This window comes from Sphingobacterium sp. Lzh-3, from assembly GCF_046764375.1.
GTDB lineage: Bacteria > Bacteroidota > Bacteroidia > Sphingobacteriales > Sphingobacteriaceae > Sphingobacterium.
In genome coordinates, this window is record NZ_CP177226.1 from 6112125 (window position 1) to 6138485 (window position 26361).

20 protein-coding genes are annotated in these 26361 nt (G+C 39.9%); 13 read left to right on the forward strand and 7 right to left on the reverse strand.

Annotated features, from left to right (window positions below; translation table 11 throughout):
- Positions 1–1253 precede the first annotated feature (1253 nt).
- The 6 genes from ACLCDV_RS25570 to ACLCDV_RS25595 all read left to right on the forward strand — a co-directional run bounded on the left by ACLCDV_RS25570 (position 1254) and on the right by ACLCDV_RS25595 (position 11337).
- Positions 1254–2438, forward strand: a complete 1185-nt coding sequence (locus ACLCDV_RS25570) for a Pycsar system effector family protein (protein ID WP_317669055.1) — start codon at positions 1254–1256, stop codon at positions 2436–2438.
- A 174-nt stretch (positions 2439–2612) separates the two neighbouring features.
- Positions 2613–4634 (forward strand): polyphosphate kinase 1, encoded by a 2022-nt coding sequence (ppk1, locus tag ACLCDV_RS25575; protein WP_411972546.1) that lies wholly within the window; start codon positions 2613–2615, stop codon positions 4632–4634.
- Between the two features lie 119 nt (positions 4635–4753).
- Positions 4754–5650, forward strand: coding sequence for a hypothetical protein (locus ACLCDV_RS25580; RefSeq protein WP_317669053.1), 897 nt, complete (start codon positions 4754–4756; stop codon positions 5648–5650).
- Between the two features lie 2 nt (positions 5651–5652).
- On the forward strand, positions 5653–8253 hold the full coding sequence (locus ACLCDV_RS25585) for a hypothetical protein (RefSeq protein ID WP_317669052.1): 2601 nt from the start codon (positions 5653–5655) through the stop codon (positions 8251–8253).
- Positions 8254–8265: 12 nt separating this feature from the next.
- Entirely contained in the window at positions 8266–10626 is a 2361-nt protein-coding gene (locus tag ACLCDV_RS25590) for a GAF domain-containing protein (protein ID WP_115046280.1), read from the forward strand.
- 99 nt (positions 10627–10725) lie between these two features.
- Positions 10726–11337: a trimeric intracellular cation channel family protein gene (locus ACLCDV_RS25595; RefSeq protein ID WP_333576099.1), complete on the forward strand. Its 612-nt coding sequence runs from the start codon at positions 10726–10728 to the stop codon at positions 11335–11337.
- A gap of 178 nt (positions 11338–11515) precedes the next feature.
- Here ACLCDV_RS25595 and def read toward each other — a convergent pair whose 3' ends face one another.
- Positions 11516–12097, reverse strand: coding sequence for a peptide deformylase (def, locus tag ACLCDV_RS25600; RefSeq protein ID WP_411972547.1), 582 nt, complete (start codon positions 12095–12097; stop codon positions 11516–11518).
- Between the two features lie 261 nt (positions 12098–12358).
- Between def and ACLCDV_RS25605 the strand changes: the two genes are divergently transcribed.
- The 3 genes from ACLCDV_RS25605 (at position 12359) to miaA (ending at position 15271) form a co-directional block, all read left to right on the forward strand.
- Entirely contained in the window at positions 12359–13138 is a 780-nt protein-coding gene (locus tag ACLCDV_RS25605) for a hypothetical protein (protein WP_411972548.1), read from the forward strand.
- A 64-nt stretch (positions 13139–13202) separates the two neighbouring features.
- The gene (locus ACLCDV_RS25610) at positions 13203–14375 is read left to right on the forward strand and encodes a Gfo/Idh/MocA family protein (protein ID WP_075990358.1); all 1173 of its coding nucleotides are present in this window, start codon (positions 13203–13205) and stop codon (positions 14373–14375) included.
- Positions 14372–15271, forward strand: coding sequence for a tRNA (adenosine(37)-N6)-dimethylallyltransferase MiaA (miaA, locus tag ACLCDV_RS25615; protein ID WP_411972549.1), 900 nt, complete (start codon positions 14372–14374; stop codon positions 15269–15271). Before ACLCDV_RS25610 ends, miaA begins: the two co-directional genes overlap by 4 nt.
- 69 nt (positions 15272–15340) lie before the next feature.
- Here miaA and ACLCDV_RS25620 read toward each other — a convergent pair whose 3' ends face one another.
- The 5 genes from ACLCDV_RS25620 to ACLCDV_RS25640 all read right to left on the reverse strand — a co-directional run bounded on the left by ACLCDV_RS25620 (position 15341) and on the right by ACLCDV_RS25640 (position 20624).
- Positions 15341–16894, reverse strand: coding sequence for an Rne/Rng family ribonuclease (locus ACLCDV_RS25620; RefSeq protein WP_046673301.1), 1554 nt, complete (start codon positions 16892–16894; stop codon positions 15341–15343).
- A 304-nt stretch (positions 16895–17198) separates the two neighbouring features.
- Positions 17199–18035, reverse strand: coding sequence for a tetratricopeptide repeat protein (locus ACLCDV_RS25625; RefSeq protein WP_070562796.1), 837 nt, complete (start codon positions 18033–18035; stop codon positions 17199–17201).
- Between the two features lie 18 nt (positions 18036–18053).
- On the reverse strand, positions 18054–18338 hold the full coding sequence (locus ACLCDV_RS25630; RefSeq protein ID WP_046673299.1) for an HU family DNA-binding protein: 285 nt from the start codon (positions 18336–18338) through the stop codon (positions 18054–18056).
- Positions 18339–18585: 247 nt separating this feature from the next.
- Positions 18586–19632, reverse strand: a complete 1047-nt coding sequence (locus tag ACLCDV_RS25635; RefSeq protein WP_411972550.1) for an 8-amino-7-oxononanoate synthase — start codon at positions 19630–19632, stop codon at positions 18586–18588.
- A 23-nt stretch (positions 19633–19655) separates the two neighbouring features.
- Positions 19656–20624 carry a D-2-hydroxyacid dehydrogenase family protein gene (locus ACLCDV_RS25640; protein WP_088163360.1) on the reverse strand — a complete coding sequence of 323 codons (969 nt, stop codon included), beginning with the start codon at positions 20622–20624 and terminating at the stop codon, positions 19656–19658.
- A 273-nt stretch (positions 20625–20897) separates the two neighbouring features.
- Between ACLCDV_RS25640 and ACLCDV_RS25645 the strand changes: the two genes are divergently transcribed.
- From ACLCDV_RS25645 to ACLCDV_RS25660, 4 genes are all read left to right on the forward strand, one after another.
- Positions 20898–23045, forward strand: a complete 2148-nt coding sequence (locus tag ACLCDV_RS25645) for a carboxypeptidase-like regulatory domain-containing protein (protein ID WP_411972551.1) — start codon at positions 20898–20900, stop codon at positions 23043–23045.
- A 153-nt stretch (positions 23046–23198) separates the two neighbouring features.
- On the forward strand, positions 23199–23813 hold the full coding sequence (locus tag ACLCDV_RS25650) for a hypothetical protein (RefSeq protein WP_333576087.1): 615 nt from the start codon (positions 23199–23201) through the stop codon (positions 23811–23813).
- A gap of 8 nt (positions 23814–23821) precedes the next feature.
- Positions 23822–24883, forward strand: a complete 1062-nt coding sequence (locus ACLCDV_RS25655) for a histidine kinase (RefSeq protein ID WP_317669041.1) — start codon at positions 23822–23824, stop codon at positions 24881–24883.
- A gap of 126 nt (positions 24884–25009) precedes the next feature.
- On the forward strand, positions 25010–25759 hold the full coding sequence (locus tag ACLCDV_RS25660) for a LytR/AlgR family response regulator transcription factor (protein WP_411972552.1): 750 nt from the start codon (positions 25010–25012) through the stop codon (positions 25757–25759).
- Between the two features lie 129 nt (positions 25760–25888).
- Here the strand turns inward: ACLCDV_RS25660 and ACLCDV_RS25665 are convergent, their stop codons facing one another.
- Positions 25889–26356 (reverse strand): hypothetical protein, encoded by a 468-nt coding sequence (locus ACLCDV_RS25665; RefSeq protein ID WP_411972553.1) that lies wholly within the window; start codon positions 26354–26356, stop codon positions 25889–25891.
- Positions 26357–26361 lie beyond the last annotated feature (5 nt).

Consider the following 26361-nt stretch of genomic DNA (forward strand, 5'->3'; position numbering starts at 1 on the left):
TCTTTTCCTTTTTTTTTGATTTCCGCGTTTAAAATAAACTGAACGGGATTTTAGATCCTGCCAGACTTCTCTTAAACCCTTCTTTTTTCAGGATTCCCTTTTTCGTGGTAACCGTCCCTCCCTTGCGGAGTGGTGCAAAGATAGGGAGTTTAGGAACAAACTTCCAAGCCTTTTGTTCTTATTTATTTCATTTTCCCCTTAACTGCCTGTAACGGTGCGAGATTCTTTTTGTAAAATAGGTGGTCGGAAGGCTGGAATGGCTGATCCGGCCGCCAGATTGGGCCACATAGCGGCATCTGGCCGCAAAAACATCCTGAAATGCTCCTGCCGGATCTACTGCCCCCACCGACGCAGCATTGAAAAGGGAGACTGGGAACCGCAAACGTAGCCGACAGAGAACAACAGAGCTATGCAGCGTTTAATACCCCGGATAGGATAGGTATAATAGAGATAGGATGTGATCAGGAACCGCAACCGCGCAGGACACCGAAAAGAGGGGGCTTGCGCAAAAGAGTACTAAGTGACGGCCGGGAATACCAGCACAGCCAATACCCGCGACAGGGAGCCGGGCACAACAGACGGACGGGGATAGGGTGGGAAGATGGCAGCCAAAAGGTCAAAGAACAACAACAAGACAACAGAAATATCAGGCTGCATAATCCGGTCGGGATCTTCTGCCAAAAGCCTGCGCGGCCCCTCGGATAGAATCCGTACCGGAAAGACGGGAAAATTGTGCCGCCGGAAAGATGGCACCCAAGGATACCGCAGCACAGCTTATAAAAGGATGACAGCATACAGAGCTCCTGATTTACCCATTTTATAGCTATACTTTCTTACCACTTTACTTAGGGTTTAGTTAGGGTTTACTTAGGGTTTGTTTAGGTATAGCTTAGGTAATAGCTAAACGAACCCTAACTTAAGGCTAAACTAACTCTAGGTAAAAACTAAACTAAATGATAAGCAATCCAGAATTCTTCCTCCCTTAGGGAGGAACCATGAGGTCTCTCTCATCATAAAACGATCCAAACCCAGTCGGCCTGAGCGTCATGGCTTATATTGAAAAATCTTATCCGATTAACGATCTGTTTTAACAATCAACTATCTACTTATATAACAGGTAATTTTACAACTATTGGAATAATTCTTTTTTGAGTAAATTTGATCTAGGTTAATAAATAACAAAAAAGAAGACCTTATTTTTAAGAAATTAAAGATATTAAATACTTTTACTGCACATAAAACCATATTGGTCCATGATAGATTATGCTCAGCTTTTAAAACAGGTAGAAGAATATGCTGAAACTTATATTACAGAAAATATTTCAGTTTGCCATTGTTTTCACAATACAATACACACACGTTCTGTTGTCCGTGCTGCGGAGGAGATATCATCGCACTATAAACTAGGAGAGGAGGATCACTTTATCGTTATTAGTGCTGCCTACTTTCATGACCTTGGCTACGTTAAATCTGATAATGCCATCGGTCATGAGAAGATCAGTGTTGAAATTGCGCTCAATTTTCTCCAGGACAAAGGAATACCGGAAGCCATACAAGAAAAAATCAAAGGCTGCATTTTAGCAACGAGAATGCCTCAGGATCCAAAAAACCTGCTGGAACAAATTCTCTGTGACGCGGACCTATTTCATTTTGGGAATGAGGATTTCGTTAACAGAAACAAACTCATGAAAGCCGAAGCCGAAGCAGTACTCGGGAAGGAGATCGATAAAGACGTATGGCGGGCGGGCACAATCAAACTATTAAAGAGCCATCATTACCATACTGAATATGCGCAACAAAAGCTTAATGCCAAAAAGGAGATGAATCTAGAAGAACTGGAGAAAAAACAGGAGAAATCCATCTCAAAAAATAAAGAAAGTAAAAAAGAAGGCAAGAAAGAAAAGGAGAAAGGCGGTAAGCCAGAACGTGGGATAGAAACGATGTTCCGGATTACGTCCTCAAACAATCAGCGATTAAGCGACATGGCAGACAATAAGGCCAACATCTTATTAACGGTCAATTCCATTATCCTTTCCGTCGTGATTGCTGTCTTATTTCGGAAATTAGATGCCAACGAGCACCTTATTATCCCAACAATTATCTTAACAACGGCCGTGGTAGCAACCATGGTCATGGCAATACTATCAACAATACCCAAAATTCCCTCTGGCAAATTCTCAAAGGAGGAAATCAAACAAAAATCCGTCAATCTGCTCTTTTTTGGGAACTTTTACAAGATGAAACTCGACGACTACAACGAGGGCATGCAGAAGGTAATGGTCGATTCGGAATTTCTATATGGTATGCTCACTAAGGATGTTTATTCGCAAGGTGTGGTATTAGGCCGAAAATACAAACTTCTACGATACGCATATGGAATTTTTATGTTTGGCCTTGTTATATCCGTTGTTTCTTTTGTCTTCGCAACCATATTTTAATATGATATTTTAAATGCGATCCTATAAACACGCGAAATATACCGGTGTCATGATGTCCATACTTTCTTTTGTTTAAAAAGATGCGGCCTTTAAATCAATCATTAGCGACCAATAGACTGCATCATTTAATTGATGTTGTTGTAAGCATGTTGCCATAACCATAAATTTATACGGATGAAGAAGAAAGATCTTTATATCAACAGAGACATCAGCTGGCTGTCGTTCAATGATAGGGTACTTGACCAAGCTGGTCGCCAGGAGGTCCCTTTATTGGAAAAACTACAGTTTCTCGCTATTTTCTCATCCAATCTGGATGAATTTTATCGGGTTAGAATGCCTGTACTGATGGCTTGGAAAAAAATAATGAAGCAAACTCCTGGAGAGCTCATTCCGAACATAGATATTGGGACGTATAAAAAAGCATCAAAAACCATCAACAAACAACAGGAAAAATTTGGCCTAATACTAGCTGATATTATCCAAGAATTAGCAAAAGAAGATATACTCTTTATTTACAATCAAGCTATTCCAACGGAAATAGAAGATTTGGCAGCTCAATACTTCTTTAGTACAATTGCCTCCTACCTCCAAATTATCCCAATTGAGGATACTTCTTTTTTTCCGGTCAACAACCAGCTGTACTTCGCCGTTACAGACGACAATACTGGAGCGGTATACTTTCTAAATGTTCCTTCAAATCATATTGGTCGCTTTTTCACCTGTGAGACCAATGGGAATAAATATGTCTTGCTCATAGATGATATTATCAAAGCATTTTTTCCTGAAGCCATAAGAAATACATCATTAAATTTCTATTCCTTTAAAATCACAAGGGATGCGGAATTAAATCTCCAAGATGAATTTGAGGGTGATATTGCCAAAAAAATCGAGACGGAAGTCAATAAACGTGACCTTGGCTATGCGACACGCTTTCTATTCCAGCCAAATCTGCCAAAACAGTTGATAGAAACACTGGCAACACTATTTGATCTGCGGAAAAGTAGCATTGTCGAAGGCGGAAACTACCACAATCTCAAGGATCTATTTTCATTTCCGATTAAAATAGCGGAACTTTCTTATCCAAAACAGCTGCAAATTAATACGAATCAGAATTTTAAGGAATCTATCTTTGACCAAATAGACCGAGAGGATCTGTTAATCTGTACTCCCTATGAATCGTTCGACCCCATACTGCGTTTTTTTAACGAGGCGGCGATAGATCCAACCGTAGACGAGATTTACACAACCTTATACCGTATCGCCGGTGATTCACATATTGCACAAGCACTCGCTACCGCAGCAAAAAATGGAAAAAAAGTCAATGTATTTGTCGAATTGAAAGCGCGCTTTGATGAAGCAAATAATATACATTGGGCTCGATTGATGAAAGAACAGGGGGTAAAAATTACCTATAGTATCCCCAATTTAAAAGTACACGCCAAAATAGCGCTGGTCAAACGCAAACAAGGTCGTGAAAGTGCATTGCTAGGTACAGGAAATCTAAATGAAAAAACGGCGAAGGTCTACACAGACTACTTCCTCATCACCTCAAATAAGCTATTAACCAACGAATTAGCTATGCTATTCGAGTTTTTACCAGCCCGGAGAAAACCCCATAGTCCAAATGAGCTGCGTTTTAGTCATCTACTGATTGCACAGTTCAACCTCAAACATACATTTTTATCCCTGATCGACCAGGCCATCCAAGCTGCTAAGGCCGGAGACACAGCTACAATAAAAATTAAATTAAACAATCTGGAAGAAGAATCGTTAATCAATAAATTGTATGAAGCAAGCCGGGCAGGGGTAAAACTGCAGTTATTGGTTAGAGGAATCTGTAGACTAAAACCACAAGTACCTGGATTGAGCGACAACATTGTCGTGAAACGGATTGTAGGACGATATTTAGAACATGGCAGAATATTTATTTTTCAATATCAAGCCCAAAGCAACGTGTATCTAGGCTCTTCAGACTGGATGAACCGCAATATCTACCGACGTATAGAAACTTGCTTTCCGCTGTTGGATCTGACATTAGCATATCAAATACAGGAGCTGTTCGATATTCAGTTTGCGGACGACACCGAAGCAACTTTCCTGGATGAACATGGGCAAAATCAGGCAATAGAAACACAACAGAAGAATGTTTCTCAGCAACAAATCTTTAATTATTTGAAAGGTAAAATGAAAAAATAGGACTATTCAGCAGGGCATCCCATAAAAGCATGACCAGCCTGAAAGCCCAACAAAATAATCATTGCACGTAAGCTCATTCAGAAATCTGATGACTTCATCAATTTAAATTTAATCATATAATGATGAAAAACCCGACGATATTGACAACGATAGCATTAGGCTTAGCCTCCGCTATTTTTCTCGCCTGCAACCCGAATAATACAGCCAAGGAAAATAACAACAAGCTCGCTCATGTTCAAGCTGAAAAACCGCAACAAATACCCTATACATTATCTTCGGGCATAAAAATGAGTTTGCCAGACGAATTGTTAGAAATATCCGGAATAGCCTTCCTCGCGGGACAGGATGACGATATTTATGCCATCCAAGACGAGCAGGGCTTTCTTTATAAGTTTAACCAACCGACACAAAAAGTCACGTTCAACCCTTTCGGAAAAGATGGCGACTATGAGGATATTTCGATAAGCAATACACATTTCTTTATCTTAAAGAGCAATGGCAGCATCTATTCCTTTCCGATTGCCGAAAAGGACGATATAAAAAATGTTGTTGAACAGAAAAATTTACTCCCAAAAGGAGAGTACGAGGGACTTTTTGTTGACCGCGAAAGTAACCAGGCATACGTATTATGCAAAGAATGCAAGGTCGATAGAAAACAACCGCAAACCTCTGGCTATGTCTTTTCAATTGACGAGCATGGTCAATTCCAGCCGAAAGGAGAATTTGCCATCCAGCTTGATCAACTTCAGGCATTTGATGCTAAAATTAAGAAAACGTTCAAACCCTCCGCGTTAGCTAAAAAAGCAGACAGTAAGGAATGGTATATCTTATCTTCTGTCGACAAAACCCTTGTGGTCACCGATGAGAATTTTCGTGTAAAATCGCTCTCTCCATTAGATCCGAAGATCTTCCCTCAACCTGAAGGCATTAACTTTGATTCAAAATTCAATCTTTACGTCAGCAGCGAAGCCGGTAATCAGGATAAAGGGATCATTTATAAATTTGAACAAAAATAGGCATGCAAAAGGTTGTACCATTCTTTCTTATTTTTCTTGCTAGTCATGTTTATTCACAACAAAAACATACACAGTCACCTGCACACCAGGGTAAGTCCTTTGCTAAAACCGTCATCAAGGACAGTGTAAGTATCGTTGCAAATGCAAAATATGGTAAAGCCAGTAAATTCAAAAAGTTCTTCCTTGGCGAAAACTACCGCAAAGAATGGGCTGCAGAAACCACCTTACCTTTGCTCCAACTTTCAACCTTATACGGGGGACTGCGTCCTGTCAAACAAGGGGGCGGGATGCAATCGGTTTCTCTACGACTTACAGATTCAAGCGGTCGGGAATGGGCCCTACGATCAGTCAATAAAAGGACTGAATCCCTTATACCAGAAGAGCTACATGGCACCTTTGTACAGGATGTCTTGGACGATGCCACTAGCGCGCAGCATCCCTATTCCGCGCTTATGATCCCGGCTTTGGCAAATGCCGTGAACGTCCCACATGCCCATCCAATCATCGGCGTTGTTGCACAAGACAGCATATTGGGTGAATATGCGCCGCTTTTTGAGCATACGGTGGCTTTACTAGAAGAACGCGAACCTCTTGGTGATTCAGACAACAGCCCAAAAGCTGTACGAAAACTACAGGAAGATAACGACGATAACTTTAAGGCTAAGGCATATCTCCGCGCAAGAATGCTGGATGTACTGGTAAGCGACTGGGATCGACACGAGGATCAATGGCGTTGGTACAATGAAAATCAGGATAGCGCAGATCACGATAAAGACTATATTCCTATTCCCCGCGATCGGGATCAGGCACTGCGTGTCACACAAGGTTTTCTAATGAAAGATATCTATCAGCAATTTGTCAACCCAGTCATGCAAGGTTTCACGACCGGTATTCCCGATATTCGCTATTCTTTATTTAAATCACGCTTTTTAAATGCTCATCCGAGCAACCAGCTTCCTCACAAGGAATGGACCAAAGAGGTCAAGCAATTTGTAGCACGTCTCACAGATTCGGTATTATGGGAGTCGGTACATAGCCTACCGCAATCGTCCATTACTATTCGTGGAGAGCAAATTTTTAAAACACTTCAAAGCCGTCGTGATGCACTTCCCATGGCGATGGAAGAGTATTACAATTTCATTAATAACATTGTCGATATTCATCTTAGCGACAAAAACGAAAAAGTAGAAATATACAGCACAGCAAATAAAAACTTAAAAGTCAAAGTTTCGAAGATCAATAAAGATGGTAAAGTCACCAAAGCATTGATGGACAAAACCTATAAAGATTCCCTGACAAAAGAAATTCGCCTCTATTTGGCTGAAGGGAAAGACTCTGTTGTCATCGATAACACAAATTCTCCTATAAAACTCCGAATTATTGGCGATAACACGCCAAAGACTTATGTGATCAACCAAAGCAAATCGAAAATACAGCTTTACGAAAACACCAAAAATTCCACTTTACTGGGTGAAAAGAACAAAATAAAGCTTCATTATGCACAAGATAGTACCAACACGCAATTTGTTCCTGTAAACCTGTACAACACCTGGCTACCCTTGGTGACTGCGGGCTATAATGCTGATGACGGTTTTTCGCTGGGGCTAGGGGCTGCTTACACACATCAGCGTGGATTTAGAAAAAGCCCTTTTACGTATAAGCAACAACTTACTGTAGCAACAGCCTTCCGAACCGGAGCTTATAAAATCCGCTATAGAGGCGAATGGATAGCTGTTGTCGGAGATGCGGATCTTGTTGTCGATGCACTAGCAAAGGCTCCTGACAACACCCAGAATTTCTTCGGCGTAGGTAATAACTCGCTCTTCTTAAAGGAACAGTATGGTGCAAAATATTACAGAAGTAGATTCAATATTTTCAATATCAATCCACAGTTACGGTGGAAACCTTCAGCTACATTAAACTTTGCCGTAGGTCCGCATATCCAATTTTACCACTTAGATCCAATTGAAAATGAAGATCGATTTATTTTAAATCCCCAAGCTTTACATTCTTACGATAGTTTATCGATTACCAAAGACAAAGCTTTTGCAGGTATCAATGCCTTTTTAACGCAAGATTCCCGTAATCGAAAGATTAACCCAAGTAAAGGGCTATATATTGAAGCCGCTTTGAATTCTTATTTTGGACTCAATCAGTATTCAAAAAACTCAGCGCAGTTAAGTGCTGCTATGACGGGCTATTTTAGTGCATTTAATGAAGGTATTATATTTGCCAATAGAACAGGAGGGGGCACCGTTGTCGGGAACCCTACATTTTATCAATATCTATTTCTAGGCGGCCATGAAAATCTCAGAGGATTTCGCCAGTACCGATTTGCAGGGCAACAGATGCTTTACAATAACCTAGAGGCTCGTATCAAAGTAATTGATGTCAAAAGCTATGTTCTTCCGGGTGAATTCGGACTAATGGGTATGTATGATCTTGGAAAAGTGTGGGCAAAGGGCTATAACAGCGATAAGTTTCATCAAGGTGTGGGTGGTGGCATTTATTACATCGTCGCCAATGCGCTTCCTTTGCATTTTGTCATGACGAAATCCAATGAAGGCTGGTATCCCTATTTCAGCACAGGTTTCCGCTTTTAAAATTTTCGATCTATGGAGATAAAGAAAGTACAACTCACAACGGCGAAAACGGCCAATACGTATGATGGCAGGCTAGACTTTGAACCATTTTTCAAATACCTGGAGTCTTTTATTGAAAATGGCACTTCATCGGATGACATGATTCCTTTGTTTGCGCTGGAACGCATCAAAGAAATAGAGCATCTCAACGGTAAACTCTGCAAGCATAACCTCAATGCCTATAAAGATATTCTGCAATTGATTTATAGCCTCTCCGTATCGTTGCTTGACACTGCTCCAAAAAGATATTGGGCACTCACAACAGCCCTAGCAGAAGAAGCCTTCTATGGCACGGAAGCCTTTTTCGACCTAGCTAGTCATCAGCTTGTGGAGCAAGAAATTCAAGGGAAGATGCCTACCGGCAGCCTTCTTACTAATCAAGAAAAGCTCTTTTATACTCTCATCTTCGAGCGGCTCTATGGCTTTTCTTCCAATGAGAACAGCAGTATTGTTTACCATCAACTCAATGATAAGGGGGAGATCGTCGATTATTACGATTTGGACATCGATTTCAAATTTGTGGAGATCAAGGCAAAAAAAACATTGCCTGCCCTTGATATAGGACGATTATCGGAAAATCCGAGTGATTCGCTTTTTGATTGGAACACCGTTATCAATACTGTTAAACTGGAAGATTTTGAATTATCGGGCTTTAGTATTGTAACCTTCAGAAAGACCAGTACGGAACATATTTTACGCCGTATTCAGTCCATTCTTTTGGACTTGCCGACATACAATTATCATCTCTTTTTAGCTGATTTAGAGAAAATCATTACACCGCTATTAAAAGGGGCTGATACCGTGTTTAGTTTATTTCCGTTATTCCAATTAAATGGGGTACCATTTTTCGATTATTCAATCAACAATAAGAGCGTCTTGATTGCCGAAGCGTATTCCGCAAATAAACCCTTCAAGATCAATCCTGAACTTGCGGGCTACCTAAAACATCCGCATGTGATCTTTTATACCAATAATGAAACGAATGGCCTCCGAAATACCACATCCATTTTTGACGAGCGGATTGGCCACTCGGGCGTAACGACCTATCTGTGTATTCCACTTATCCATAATCATTCCCTCTCAGGCATATTGGAAATATACAGCCGTGAACAAGATCAGCTCGACAATGAGACAATGCAAGCCTTAAGTTCTTTGGTCCCGCTTTTATCACAATTATCTCAGGATATTACGCTAGAATTTAAAAAACGTATCGACGATATCATCATCAACCGATTTACGACCATACAGCCTTCGGTTCAGTGGAAATTTAACCATATAGCGGCCCAGTATATCCAGGAACTGGAAAACGACAGCCCGGATGCACATATCAAAGCGGTTGTATTTGAAGAAGTCTATCCGCTCTATGGTGCTGTCGATGTCAAAGACTCCACTATCATAAGAAACGCCTCCATTCTGAAAGACTTTAGCTTCAAGGTCAAACAGCTCGCAATGCTTATTGATGAACTCTCTTTAGATGGAAAACACAAGTTGATCATGACTTTTTCAGCACGTGTTGATCAAATTACAGAATCTCTTGACCGTATTTCGTTTGATGAGTCTATGGTCAAGATTATTGAGTTTTTTAGAAAAGATGTACAGCCATTTTTAGAAGAAGCCAGAAAGCAATTTCCATCAAAAATAGAGGTGATTGAACATTACGCGAAGCATTTTTTCACCAATCGAGAAACCGGTGAATTTTATAGGAATGAATTTGAAACTTCTTTACGCCAGATCAATCAATTGATCGGTAAGGAACTAGACCATTTCAATAGCTTCATCCAGGGGAATTACCCATCGTATTTTCAAAAATTCAGGACAGACGGTATTGAATATGACATTTATATCGGCGAATCCATTACGCCACAACAGCCATTCAGCTACGAATTTATCAATGTATTTAGGCGTCAGCAAATTATTTCTATGGCAAGAATTGCGCTGAAAGCTTACCATGCGAAAAATATTCTGCCTTTGGCTTTAGAAACAACACAGTTGATTTTTATCAATCCACATAGCATTGATATCAGCTTCCGGGAAGATGAACGGAGGTTTGATGTAGAGGGATCACTCAATATCCGTTATGAAATAATCAAAAAAAGGATAGACAAAATTCGGATAAAGCGAACCAAAGAACGACTTACCCAGGTCAATAAAATTGCTATTGTCTATTTATCGGATGAAATCCTGGAGGACCTCATGTTGAGTATAAAGGCAATCTACGACATGGGCATCATTGAGCATGCCATCGAACATTTAAAATTGGAGGATGTACAGGGAATCGCGGGTTTGAAAGCTATTCGCCTTTCGGTGAATCTAAACTATCAAGATTTCTCCTAAATTTGTCATTGAAAGGGAAAAATTTTCATGATTGATGTTGGCAGTAGTGCCTTTTCATCAGCATAAAAGATATAATATACGTATTTAAATAAAATCACCATGATTACTGATGCCAACTATTTTTATCTAAGCGATTTGCTTGGCACCTTATTTTTTGCAATATCAGGCACGCTGTCGGCAAAACGTAAAGATATTGATATTTTTGGGGCAGCCTTTTTAGGCTTTGTGACAGCCATTGGCGGCGGATCGATGCGGGATGTATTTTTGAATCTGCGCCCGGTATGGGTCAATGACAGCAATTACCTCATCGCTATTTTCCTCGGAATTTTAATTGCCATTGTCTTCAATAAACAGTTGTATGGTTATTATCGCACGCTGACACTTTTTGATGCCATCGGAATTAGCTTTTTTACTATCCTTGGGGTACAAAAATCACTCAACTACGAAAGCAACACCTATGCGGCTATTATCTTTGGAATGTTCACCGCAGTATGTGGGGGGATGACACGCGATGTCCTACTTAATGAAACACCGCTCATCTTTAAAAAAGAAGTATATGCTACGGCCTGTTTAGGTGGTGGCCTAATGTATATCTTGCTGGTACATCTTGATCTCGATATTTCCTGGGCGGCTTTTATCGGAGCAGCTGTTGTATTTTTGATACGGATGACTGCCGTTAAATATCGTTTATATTTACCCCGGTTGGATTGAGTGAAAGCTCAGGGAAGCGTACGTTCCTTTGAAACCGGTCAAAATGCATGAGACTCGATTTGTTTTCAATATCCTGGAAGAAGCAGTTGAAAATGATTAAAAAAACGACGATGTTTGAACCTTACTGGAATTATTAATATACTGAAAACCATTATAAAAGAAAAAGCGTTAGTGTGGACTAACGCTTTTTCTTTTGTTGAGGAAATTTCATTTTATAACTTACGCGAATATTTCCTTTCGAGATGGCATCCAAACGACCTTTCAACATCGTCTTTTTCAACGCACTCAATTTATCGGTAAAGAGCTTTCCTTCAATATGATCATATTCGTGCTGTACCACACGAGCCGCCAAACCTGTTAGATCCACTTCGTGTTCTTCAAAGTTCTCGTCCAGGTAATTGATACGAATATTTCGGTGACGCAATACATCCTCATTAATATCTGGAATACTCAGGCAGCCTTCTCCGAAAGCCCACTTCTCACCAGATTCTTCAACCATGATCGGGTTAATAAAAACTTTTTTGAACGATTGGAGCATTTCTTTGTTTTCTTCATCATCTTCCGCAAAAGGAGTTGCATCGATAACGAACATACGTATCGGCAAGCCTACCTGCGGAGCCGCCAACCCAACACCATGAGCTGCATACATGGTGTCGAACATATCATCAATCAATTTTTTTAAATCTGGATAGTCTTCAACTATTTCTTCAGCGACCTTTCTTAATACAGGATCGCCATACGCCACTATCGGAAGTTTCATATGTAAATAATTATTTATAAGTGCCGATACTCATTGTTATGTGAGTTCATTACACATTGTTTGTTTTTAACGGTTATTTAGTCCCGCTTGTATTTTTAGCACAATTAAATTTTAGATCATATCAGACTAATTTATGCCCCTGATCTTAGCTTTTATAACAAGGAGATGCTATAGCACCATTATATTTTCGTGTACAAAGGTACGGATAATTATTAAAAGTGAATATTTCGTCAAAACTTCCATAAAAGTTACTTTTGTTTTATGGATCCTTCGTTTATAAATTTGTCAACACAGTTCAAGCTTAGGCTCGAGCAAGCCCTTGAAGCCCCATTAGGGCTTTGCCAGGATGATGGATTTATACAAATATCCTCTCCGGAATTAGCAATTAACATTTTACTATACCCTCATAACAAATCCGTTAGACGTGATACTTCCGACCCTTGCATTCATATCGATGAGGACCAATTAATAACAAAGTTTGATTTGATCGTCAGGCGCATTGTTTCTAGAACAAAAAATGACAAACGCATCTACGCACGTAATACTGTAGTTGCCCGGATCGACAAAAGAACGAGTTTACAGTTCCTCGTGGAACATCATTTACAAACCGCTCTTCCCGGCAAGTATCGTTATGGCCTTTATGAACAGGGAGAGCTTGTGGCCCTCGCGGTATTCTCTGGAGGACGCCGAATGCTGGATAAAGATGAAGACTATCGCTCATTTGAATTATTACGCTTTTGTAATAAAACAGGTATTAATGTTATAGGAGGCCTAAGCAAATTAATTAAAGCTTTTTGTAGCGATTTCTCGCCAGGAGACATTATGACTTTCACCGATCGTGATTGGAGCCAACACTCTTCGCTCGAAAAAATTGGGTTTGTTGCTAAAGAAATTACGGCACCGATTAACTTTTGGATCACAGGAACAAAGCGCTATACCTATCGAAATACAGATGAATTAAAGGTGCTTAGGGAGCAGCTCCCCCAAGGCTTTCCCAAAGAAAATATGGGTAGTACAAAGATGATTTTATACATAAAATAAGCTAAATTGTGTATATTGTACACTGTAAAAGTTTGAAAAATAAATAATCAAAAATAATAATGTTATGAAGAGAAAACTTCGCATGGGTATGGTCGGAGGCGGAAACGATGCCTTTATTGGCGCTGTACACCGTATTGCTGCTTTTATGGATGGCAAGATTGAACTGGTTTGTGGTGCATTTAGTATTGATCCACAGATTTCAAAACAATCTGGAGAGGACTTATTTGTAGCTCCTGAGCGTGTCTATCTAAACTATGAAGAGATGATCGAAAAAGAATCTTTGCTTCCCGAAGGCGAACGCATGGATTTTGTAACGATCGTAACACCCAATTTTTTACATTTTGCTCCCGCTAAATTAGCGCTAGAAAAAGGTTTTGATGTTGTCGTTGAAAAACCAATGACAGTATCTGTTGAAGAAGCAAAAGAATTACAAGAAACGGTAGAACGTACTGGTCGTACGCTGTGCCTTACCCATACGTATTCAGGCTACCCAATGGTTAAACAAGCCAAAGCAATGGTCAAAGAAGGTCACTTCGGTAAGATCAGAAAGATTGTTGTTGAGTATCCACAAGGTTGGTTAAGTCGTTTAACGGAACGCGAGGGTAATGCTGGAGCCGCTTGGCGTGCAGATCCGAAACGCTCGGGTAAATCGTTGGTTATGGGTGATATCGGTACCCATGCTGCGCATTTAGCGGAATATGTGTCGGGCTTAAAAATCCAAGAACTATGTGCAGACCTAACAACATTTGTTGAAGGCCGTCTATTGGATGACGATGGGTCGGTGCTTTTACGTTTCGAAAATGGTGCTAAAGGTGTATTGATGGCTTCGCAAATTTCGGCCGGAGAAGAAAATGCTGTTCGTATCCGTATCTATGGTGAAAAAGGTGGATTGGAATGGGCGAATGAGGACCCGAACAATTTAATTATCAAAATGCTTGATCAACCTCGTCAGCTTTATCGCACAGGCAATGCTTACGCAGCGCCATATACGTTGAGTTCGTTTGCAACACATAATACCCGTGTACCAGCGGGTCACCCTGAAGGGCTATTAGAATCATTTGCGAATATCTACCGTAATTTTGCGGCAACAGTTACAGCCAAACGTGAAGGAAAAACTCCTACAGCTGAACAACAGGATTTTCCAACAGTTTACGATGGCGTAAGAGGCATGGCTTTTATCGATACTGTCGTAAAAAATAACGAAGGAACAGAAAAATGGACTAAATTTGTTCTGTGATAGACAGATTAAAATATACACTTTCTCTTTTGGAACAGCAAACCGTTCCAAAAGAGAAAGTTATCGTTATCTTAGGGCCTACAGCTTCTGGAAAAACGAAACTGGCCGTCCAGCTGGCCCAACACATTGATGCTGAAATCATCAGTGCTGATTCCCGCCAAATCTATCGAAGGATGGACATCGGTACGGGAAAAGACCTATCGGAATACCAAGATATTCCCTATCATCTTATCGACATACATGAACCGGGAAAACGCTACAATCTCGGAAATTTTATTGCTGACTTCCGTCAAGCCCAACAATCCATTCTAGAAAAGGGAAAACATACCATCCTGTGTGGTGGTACAGGATTATATATTCAAAGTGTAATCCAACAAAATCCCTATGCGCTGATCCCATCAATCGAAGGCTTCAAGGAGTCATTACTTGCATATCCAGAGACGGAGCTGTTAACGCGTCTTCAGGAATATACGCGACCTGTGAACTTTCAAATCGATCTTTCGACCAAAAAACGTATCATCCGAGCAATAGAAATATTAGCGTTTTTAGAGAATCACCCCGATCACATCGTCCAGCAACAAGCAGTAGATAGCATAGTTATCGGATTAAATCCCCCGTTGGAAATCAGACGCGAACACATTAGCCAAAGATTAAAACAACGATTGAATGAAGGCTTCTTAGAAGAAGTGTGCGGGCTCTTGACAGAAGGTATTACACACGAGCAACTTCAATACTATGGTTTGGAGTATAAATATGCGTCACTCCATCTCCTTGGACAGCTCGATTATCCTGCTTTTACCACAAAATTGGAGACAGAAATACATCGCTATGCCAAAAGACAAATGACTTACTTCCGCAAAATGGAAAAAGACGGCATAATTATCCATTGGGTATAAATAATACAATGATATAAAAACAAAAAAGGGCTAGTATCACTACTAACCCTTTTCGTTAATCTCTTTCTATTATAACTTGATTTCTTCATCCTTCGCATTGAAGAAATGGAATTCAGTTAGATAATATGACGTCATTGGATTTACTTTAATCCATTTTCCGTACTTCATGAACCATTTCATTCTTTTAGAAATCAAACCAGACTTAATGTAGGCGTCTATATAAGGGTGAACACATAAGGTCACCTTCTTTTCGTTCTGTTCTTGAAGAATAAAGCTCAAATTATTTTCAATATCATCCATGAGGACAATACTTGATCGGATTTCACCTGTACCATCACAAGCCGGACATTTTTCGTTTGTGACGATATTCATTTCAGGTCTAACGCGCTGACGTGTAATTTGAACCAATCCAAATTTACTTGGAGGCAAAATTGTATGTCTCGCTCTATCCGCTACCATACATTCTTTTAAGAACGTATACAACTCTTTTCGATGATTGGGTTTATGCATATCGATAAAATCGATGACTACAATTCCGCCCATATCACGCAAACGCAGCTGACGCGCAATTTCTTTTGCTGCTTCCATATTGACCAGCAATGCATTGTCTTCCTGATTCTCCTTATTAGCAGAACGGTTACCACTGTTGACATCAATGACATGCAAGGCTTCGGTATGCTCTATAACGAGGTACGCACCGCCCGGCAATGTTACAGTTTTGCCAAAAGCTGCCTTGATTTGCTTTTCAACTCCGAAATGATCAAAAATTGGCTCTTTATGTTTATAAAGTTTGACAATTTTCTCCAAGTCTGGAGATATATCGTGTATATATGATTTTGTTTCTTCGAAGATCGAAGGATCATTAACATAAATATGCGAAAACTCGTCTGTCAAAATATCTCGTAGAATAGTGGATGCACGATCCATTTCGCCAAGAACCTTTTGAGGCGGTTCAGCATTACGAAGACGTTTGGTAAATAGCTCCCATTTTGAGATCAGGTCCAATAAGTCACGTTGTAGTTCTTCAACACCCTTACCCTCGGAAACTGTGCGAATGATAACGCCAAAATTAGCTGGCTTAATTCCTTCGACAATCTTTTTTAGGCGGTTGCGTTCATTACTACCTTTGATACGCTTGGAAATGGAAACAGTACTTGAGAAAGGTACCAAAACGACAAAACGACCCGCTATCGAAAGGTCTGAGCTCAGACGCGGTCCTTTTGTTGAAATGGGTTCTTTGGCGATTTGTACTGGCACGAGCATATTTTTGCTTAAGACATCAGAGATCTTACCAGCTTTATCGATATCCTTTTCAAGTTTTAAACTATTGAGCAGTTTCTCTTGATAACTGCCATTCTTCACTATACGCGTAAGCTTTAGCAAAGATTGAACTTGAGGACCCAGATCTAAATAATGTAGAAAAGCATCCTTTTCGTAGCCTACATCTACGAAAGCTGCATTAAGCCCAGGCATAATTCGCTTAATACGTCCGAGATAGATATCCCCAACGGCGAAGTTATTATTTGCGGGCTCGCGGTTAAGTTCAACAAGCTGCTTATCTTGTAGTAAAGCAATAGTTACCCCTTTATCAGGAGTTGAATCGATAATTAATTCCTTTACCAAAAGCTACTCATTTTTGATACCTATGCAATATCCTATCGCAATCTTGGGTATCCGATTAAACATTTAAAGAACGTTGTTACGAAAAAAACAATCTACATCCCCTTCACAGACATGTAGATCGTTTCGTAAAGCTATCTCAGCAAAATGGGCCAAGATGTTTAAAAGCTTATCACAAGACTATTTTTTCTTGTGTCTATTTTTTCTTAAACGTTTTTTACGTTTGTGAGTAGCCATCTTGTGTCTTTTTCTTTTTTTTCCGCTTGGCATAGCTAAATTTTTTAATGATTATAAAATAATAAATTAATTACTTGCTCAATTCCGCGATCTTTCGATCGATGAATTGTGATAGGGAAGGATCGGCTGCCAGTTCCTTACTTTTTTGAAAAGCTGTAACGGCTTCCTTTTTCATCCCAATATTTTCATAGCCTGTGGCTAAGTAAAAGTATGACTCAGCATCGGGTTTTTGATCGATAACGGTCTTAAAACGCTCGATGGCTTTGTCAAACTGACGGGATTGTAATGAAAACAATCCCAAAGTTTTGTTTGCTTCTAAGTTTTTAGGATCGGCAGCAACGACTTCTCGCAATAAGGCAATACCTGCCATAGGGTTGTTCGTTCCTGATACCATTGCGGCACCCAATCCTGTTTTTGCATCCAAACTACTTGTATTCGCTTTTAACGCAGCCTCATATGCATGAATAGCATTTTGATTTAACGCTTGGGCTAAAGTAGAATCTTGCAAATTTGTATAAGCGGCACGATAAGCATTACCTGCTTTCAACCAATATTCAAACTTCGGTGAAACCTTTGCCATTTCCTCATAGATGAAAGCCTGAGGGGCTGGTTTTGCGACATCATCCCACTTATTTGCCAACTGTTGCAACAGCTTTATCTTATCCTCTCCAGAAGCTTTTGCAACTTGGCCCTCAATATCGGAAATTTCTTTGACTAAACTAGCATCTAAACCTTGTTTTGTCATCGAAGATATATTTTCCAAATTTACTTCATTGGAAGGCTTCGACTCAGATGCTGCAGCAGTTTGTTTTTCTTTGTTCACCAAACCTTTAATAGGCTGTGCTAAAAGCACAGCAACCAAGGCTACTACTGATCCTATTACTATTATCTGTTTGGTTTTTGCCATTTTAATCTACTTTAAAGATTATTTATTGCCATTCTTTACTTTCTCTACGAAAATTTTAGCTGGCTTGAAACTAGGAACAAAGTGTTCAGGGATAATGATTGCTGTATTTTTTGAAATGTTTCTTGCAGTCTTCTCAGCTCTTTTTTTGACTACGAAGCTACCAAAACCTCTTACATATACATTTTCTCCTCCGATCATTGCGTTTTTGACAACTTTAAAGAACGCCTCTACGGTTTCTTGAACATCTACCTTCTCTAAGCCAGTTTTGGTAGAGATTTCTGCAATAATTTCTGCTTTAGTCATATCTATTTTACTGTAATTATTTATTTTTCAACCCTTAAGCCAACTAATGTTTGGGGATGCAAAAGTATTGTTTTAAAATGAGTAATGGAAATTATTTAAATACTTTTTTGATAAATAAGCTTCCAAAAGCCAAACATTTACAATCAATTAACGAGACATTGCGTCCAACCAACCATTAAATAGACCTCAAAAATAAAAACAATTATCTAATTTACAAGATGTTGACTTATTACTTGTCATATAAAAATCAATATATGCCAATTGCATGACTCAGCTGGTCCAAATCTGCTTTGGTATGGTGCGCGTTTACCACAATCCGATTTAATAGGGGGTCTGTAGCGAGGGGATAAGGAAAACTTGAAACCAGTATTCCAGCATTCATCAGCCTCGCATAAAGGCCCGTATCCATTGAAGAAAAGACCGGAAAATCAGCAACAGCGTTTAATCCAGACTCCATATGTGCTTTGAAGGAATCAATATTATCCTGCAGCTTTTCGAATTGCTGTAGATAGATCTGCTCTCCATGAACAAATGCATATAAGCTCGCTGGTGAACTTGGAGAAGCCCCTGTATAAAAGTTTGATCGCTTGAGATACTTGATCCGTTCCCCATCGGCCAAAATCAATCCAGCATCTGTTGCCAGGCCTTTTGCCAAGGATGCGACGACGATCAGTTCGATATTAGTTTGCTGAAAAATACTTTTGTCCAATGAAATGCTATTCTTGCGCAAAACTCCTATTCCGTGAGAATCGTCTAAGAGCAGTATAATCTTTTTGTCCGGATCAATACGATTGAAAACAGTGAAATCGTACAATTCTGGCCGCATATTGTCCAAGCTGTTGCTAACGATGATAAATGATGTTTGGGCAGAATGATTGATATACTCGATCGCTGCATTGGCCCACTCAACAAAATGCCCAGTTGCGACGGGCTTCTTATCTAGCCATAAAGAAGGGTGACAAGCGGGAGCATACAATACTTCTCCTTCGGTTGCCAAGGTTCTTACAAGAAATTGCGTTGCCAGATATCCACTGGAGAGCAACAGGCTTGCTTCAAAACCAAAACGCTTTGCTGCATATTCTTCGGCTTGATCAAATATGGCCTGTTGCACATTATTATTTCGTGAAGTGCCGTTGTTGATACCATAGCGCTGTATACCTTCTATGAAAATAGAAGTATATGCTTTATCTGTTGCCAGCCCTAGATAGGAAGTTCCACCAAAAAAAAGATATTCCTTACCGCCGACCACAATAACGCGACCTGTTGGTTGTTCTAAATGCGTAAAATTATTCATCTATGTATAGCCGATTCATTTAATTAGTGGGTCAAAACTTCGGGGTTAGCGATATGCTGTGGATCGCCCCCGGAAAAGGCTACAATATTCTCAAAAGCAAGTCTAAATAATTGTTCGTAACCATTTTTCTCCACATAGCCAATATGTGGCGTACAAAGTACATTTGGCAGCTGCAATAATGGATAGTTCGGGTCAAAGATTGGTTCGGACTCATAGACATCTACCGCAGCCATCCCCGGAACACCCGTCTCGAGCGCGGTCAATAGTGCCCCCTCTTCAACCAACTCAGCACGAGAGGTATTGACAAAAAGCGCTGTCGGCTTCATAGACCGGAGATCTTCGAGCTTTACGACACCTCGCGTCTCAGGCACTAACCTCAGGTGTAAAGTAACAACATCTGAAAAATGAAAAAAATCGGATTTACTGGCAGCAGCTAAAAAGCCGTCTCTTACAGCTTCCTCTCGGGAATTTTCGCTTCCCCAAACAATTACTTGTGCACCAAAAGCCTTTGCATATTGCGCTATTCGCTTCCCTATTTTTCCATAGCTCCATATCCCTATTGTTTTCCCGGCGACACAATCTCCTATGTTCGTTTGCCAGAGGCCTTTGTCCATATCTGAAAGAGCCTTAGGTAAACCACGGAGGGCATTCATGATCAAAAGCCAGGTCAATTCAGCCGGAGCAACAGGAGAGCCCATACTTTCAGCAACAGCCACATGGAAACGGCTACAAACAGCCAAATCCAAATGGTTTGAAATTTTGCCCGTCTGGCTAATTAACTTTAGCTTGGGAAGCTGAGACAACAGGTCTTCTGTAATTCGCGTCCGTTCTCTGATGAGCACTAGCGCTTCCGTATCGCTCAATTTTTCGGCCAGTAAAGCCGGATCTGAATAGGACTGTTTCAATATTTGGACATCGTGACCATCAAGAATTTTGAAACAGTCCAACTTTCGGACAGCGTCTTGATAGTCATCTAAAATGGTTATTCGCATTTTTACTGACTTAATTTTAAACTCTTAATTTCAATATCAAACGAAAGTAAAATGACTTTTATATCCGCTATAAGTACGTCGCATATAAAAGCAATTTTTCGCGTTCTCCATGTTCCATTGCGGAACTTATTTATGGAGGAAATTTTGTTTTTCGATATCAATTTACAGCATAAAGTTGGAATCCTGCAATTCGTCATGATATTTTGACATTCCATCCACTCTTTTTCGCAGGAACACTTACACCCGCTGATATTTGAATAAAATTAAAGAAAAATGAAGCTGTTATTAACCTTACTATTTTTAAGTATTACCATCGTATCGGCGCAGTCCATCTTGAAAGGGAAAGTGCTGGGCAAAAACGGCAAACCTATATATTTAGCCAATGTTTATATTGAAGGCACCTATGATGGTGGCACCACTGATTCGCTTGGAAATTTCGTGTTTGAGACCAGTGAGCAAGGTACTAAAATCATTAAAGCGTCTGTTGTGGGCCTCCCAACATATCACAGGCCTATCCAGCTACCTCAAAAAGAATTGCTGATTATTCAAATGCAAGAAAGTGAGAATCGCTTACAGGAAGTCACGATTCAGGCAGGGGTACTACAAGCCAATAGCTCCGGAAAAAACACGGTAATGAGTCCATTGGATATTGTCACTACGGCAGGCAGTATGGGAAACATCATCAGCGCACTGGCAACATTGCCCGGAGCACAGGTTGGGGGAGAGAATGGACGTCTTATGGTTCACGGTGGAGATGCTTCCGAAACACAGACCTACATCAATGGAATCAGAGTAGCCCAACCCTACACCGCAACACCAAACGAGGTTCCTGTAAGGGGCAGGTTTTCGCCCATGCTCTTTAAAGGCGTGAATTTCTCTACAGGCGGCTATTATTCAGAATTTGGTAATGCGCTGTCCAGCATTCTAGCGCTAAACACCGAAAATACCATAGAGCAGCCCAAAACAGAGCTTTCGCTATCTTCCGTTGGATTAGGGCTAGGACATACCTTACAATGGGGCAAAAACTCCCTCACCTTCAACAGCAGTTATACAAACTTAAAACCCTATTCCAAAATTATTACACCAGATATAAAATGGACGAAACCCTATGAAAACGCTTCTGGAGAAATGATCTATCGCCATCAGTTTAAAGAAGGTTTTCTAAATATTTATGGGGCTTACAATTTCGAAAATATGGGACTTTACCAAGCGGACATCAATTATGAGCAACCCGTCCCATTGAAAAAGAAATCCAACAATGCCTACGCCAACATCAGCTACAGTCAGAATTTGGGGAACCGATGGACACTCCAGTCTGGTATTGGCCTAGGCTACCTGACCGATAAGCTGCATTACGATGACGTTTACCTCCCTAATGAAGAAAAGAGTCTTCACGTAAAAGGAACGCTAAGTAAGAGCTGGAACAATAAGATTAAAAGTATCGGAGGAATAGAATATTTCGACACGAATTATCAAGAAGAATATCACCGGCAAACCCTTGGCTATAGCTATGGTTATCATAGCAAGATGACCGCTGTATTTACGGAAACTACCTTCGGCATCTTCCCGAACTTAATCGGAAAGATCGGCTTACGAGAAACTTCCTCCAATTTGCAGGCGAAGAGCACGTTAGAACCGAGGGCTTCGCTGGGCTATGCATTAAATAAATATACGCAGCTATCACTTGCTTACGGGAACTTCCATCAGCAGGCGCCAACACCGCTATTAAAATATGCTCCACAACTTGACTGGATGGAGGCCAATCATTATATCGCAAATTATTTCTATTCGCGTGGAGGGCACTTACTTCGCTTAGAAGCCTATCACAAAGAATATAACAATTTGGCAAAATACAACAGTATAACTCCAAAATATGACAGCCAATATGACAATAACGGAAGCGGTAAGGTCAAAGGCTTTGACTTATTTTATAAAAACAGCAGTAGCATCAAAAACCTCCAATACTGGATTTCATATTCCTATACAGACAGTAAGAGAAATGAAGCGAATTATCCGACGACAGTCACTCCCCCTTATGTTTACAAACACAGTTTCTATATCGTTGGAAAATACTGGCTATCAAGCCTACGTTCACAGCTCAGTTTGACAAATTCGTTTGTATCCGGCAGAAATTACAATGATCCCAACCAAACAGTATTCATGAATGGCCGTACAAAAGGCTACAATAGCCTGTCTATGAGTTGGTCGTTTCTTTACAGCCAGCAAAAAATTATCCATTTCTCCGTCAGTAATGTTCTTGGCGCTAGCCCAATCTATGGGTATCAATATGCAGACCGGCCAAATTCACAAGGAATCTACGACCGTAGACCGATTGTCCCTACTGCCAAACGCTTTGTATTTCTAGGCTATTTTTGGACAATCAGTAAAAATGAAAAAGACAATCAATTGGACAATCTATAATAAACATCAACTCATCATCGAAATACGTCGGTCCATCCAGAATTATTTCTGTTTGCAGAAAAGGATTACCAACTTCAATAACATTCAATATCACATACATCAAACACAACAGCAATAACTTAGAAAAATATTTAATACTAAAAACGATAGATCATGAAATCATTTATTATCACTCTCATCTGCCTTATAAGCGGCAGCACATTTGCACAAAGCAATTTTGAAAAAAGTATGGGACAAGCCATGAGCCTATGGCAATCGGGTGAGACGCAGAAAGCGGCCGCTCTTTTAGAACGTATTTCACAGGCAGAAAAGGACAATTGGATTCCTGCCTATTATCAGGCCATGGTACTGACAACAGCATCCTTCAGGGAGAAAAATAAAGAGGCACAAGCAAAATATATACAGTCTGCAGAAGAAATACTAAGCAATAGCGCCCAGGACAATAATTCAGAATGGCTTGTGCTGAGAGCGATGAACCAAACGGCATTGATGATTACAGATCCGATGACAAAAGCCAAAGAGCTTTCACCTAAGATTATAGGTCTATATAAAAAAGCCATCACCCTTGCGCCAAATAATCCACGTGCGGTATTGGGATTAGCGGAATTCCAAATAAACGCAAAAAAATATTTCAACCAGGATACCAACAAAGAATGTGAGGATGTCAAGAAAGCACTATCTTTATTCGGTGAAGAGAAAATTACTACACCATTTGCACCTTCATGGGGCAAAGATCGGGCAGAACAGTTGATAAAAGAATGTAAATAATAGTTTTCGTGAAAGGACCATATTTAAAATCCATTATCAGGGCATTTCTTTCAAGCCTAGCCCTTAGCATGTATTTTGTTCTCGTCGCAAAACTTGAATATAAAGACACTTCTTGGAAGGCAATTATCCTTCATCCAAGCATGCAAAAAGGAATACTATATGGTTTTTTCCTTTTTTTGGGCAATGATTATTTAGCAAAATGGGTATCAGCAAAATACCCACAGGCAAAAGATTTAGGAAGGAAAATGGTCCTTTTCTTTACTTGTAATATCACACTCACTATCATGGTGATATTTACTGTCAATGCATTTTTCTCCAGCTTATTCCATGGAAATAAAAGTTTCATGGTAAGATTTCATGACTTTGTATCTCAGCAACATGTTGCTTATTATTTCCAAACCGTTGTTATCGCATTATTTATCTCTATCGTGTTTTTTGGCTTTCACTTTTACAAGCGGTTTAGAGATTATCAGATAAAAGAGACACAACAGGAGAAAGAACAAATAACGGCCCAATTTGAGTCCCTGAAGAATCAATTAGATCCACACTTTTTGTTTAACAGCCTGAATGTATTGAATGGATTAATTGATGAAAGTCCCAAAAAGGCGAGCATGTTTACGACTGATCTTTCTAAAATTTATCGTTATGTACTGGAGCAGAAAGATAAAAGCCTTGTTTCATTACAGGACGAGCTCGCGTTTTCCAAAGCTTATTTAAATCTTTTGAGTCTGCGGTTCGAAGAGGGCATTCAGATCGATTTACAGATTAATGCGGAGCAACATATAGGCTTTATCTTACCGCTTTCACTTCAGTTACTTATTGAAAACGTGATCAAACACAACGTTATTTCGCTTAAAAAACCTCTTTTATTGAAGATCTATCGAAAGAACGATTATCTCTATGTTGAAAACAACCTCCAAAAGAAGAAAGTACTCCACGGTCGCTCGGGAATTGGTTTAAGAAATATTCAAGAACGTTATGCTATCCTCTCCAATCGACCTGTGCATATTCAGGAAAGCGATATATTATTTTCTGTCGGACTGCCCATCATCAATGAAATAGTCTCTTAAAAGTAACTTGTTCTTAAAATAAACATACGAGCGGTAATCGCAGCAAAACTAATAGCATAGGCACAACGATGCTCGACACATTAAACAATAAAACGGTCTGATGATCGATAAGCATGCAAAAAAACAATGAAAATAGTAATTATAGAAGACGAACTCCCATCAGCTAGACTACTTCAAAGAAAACTGGAGAACCTCGGCTACACGGTAGTTGCTGTACTGCAGACTGTAGAAGAATCTATCGAATGGTTTATGTCAAATACCGAACCTGACCTATTGTTCTTGGATATTCAGCTCGCCGATGGGATTTCATTTGACATCCTTGAGCAGGTGAAGCCCAGTTCGGCCATTATTTTTACCACCGCATACGATGAATATATGTTACGGGCATTTAAACAAAATAGCATCGATTACCTCCTGAAGCCAATTGAAGATGAAGAATTGGAAAACGCAATTGAAAAATTCCGCCAATTTAGGAACCCAAAGCCACAATTCGATCTGGCATCTTTTGAAGCTTTATTTAGAAACACTGTCCAAACATATAAGGAACGCTTTACCATCAAACTAGGCCAAAACCTAAAAGTAGTGACTACTCAGCAAATCGAATGTATTTACAGCGAAAATAAGGGTACCTACCTCTACACAAATGAAAATGGGATTTATCTTTTGGACCAAACATTGGATGCGCTGATGCCACAACTATCTCCTAAAGATTTCTTTAGGATCAACCGAAGCACGATTGTTCAATTTGATGCCATCAAGAATATTGCCGTACATTCTAATGCCCGGTTGAAAATATACCTTAAGCATTATGAATCGGATGAGCTTATTGTTTCAAGGGAGAAAGTCACGGCCTTCAAAAACTGGCTTGACAATTAGTCTAGTCGTTTCATAAAAGTGCTTTAGCACAATTACTTTGCAAGCGAAATAGACTATCATAAAAAATGGTCCTGTCAAGTTTAGCTTTTGGAAGGTAAACCAAGCAGATGTTGGATCCATTAATCAAAGCTACATATTGATTCGATAATTTAACGGAATACTAAATCGAAGAGACACCGCAAACCCCTTTATGGGGTTGTAATCTTTTTTTTCATTGATGGAAAATCCATAACCAAAGTCAATATCCACCAATGTGGCCAAACTCGCTCCAACTTTGGGCGTAAAGGTATACGGAGTAAGCTCTGCACGAACAAAGGGAGTTAAGACATATGTTTGAGGATAATACGTTACTGCAGCCTCAGGTATCACGGCAAACTTCCTTTGTGTCCAAGTAAAGTTGGCTGTGGCATCGGCTCGGAGAATATGATCTCCTGTAAAAGGAAATGCGAAATAAGCACCAGTTTTTATTATACTCCCTTTTTGAAACTGGTAGCTTAACGTTGGACCGATTAAGTGGTCTTGCGCTTTTAGGTTGCTAACTATAGCTAACAACACAACAAGTGACCCCAGGAGCTTATAAATCGTCTTACTGCGCATTTTTC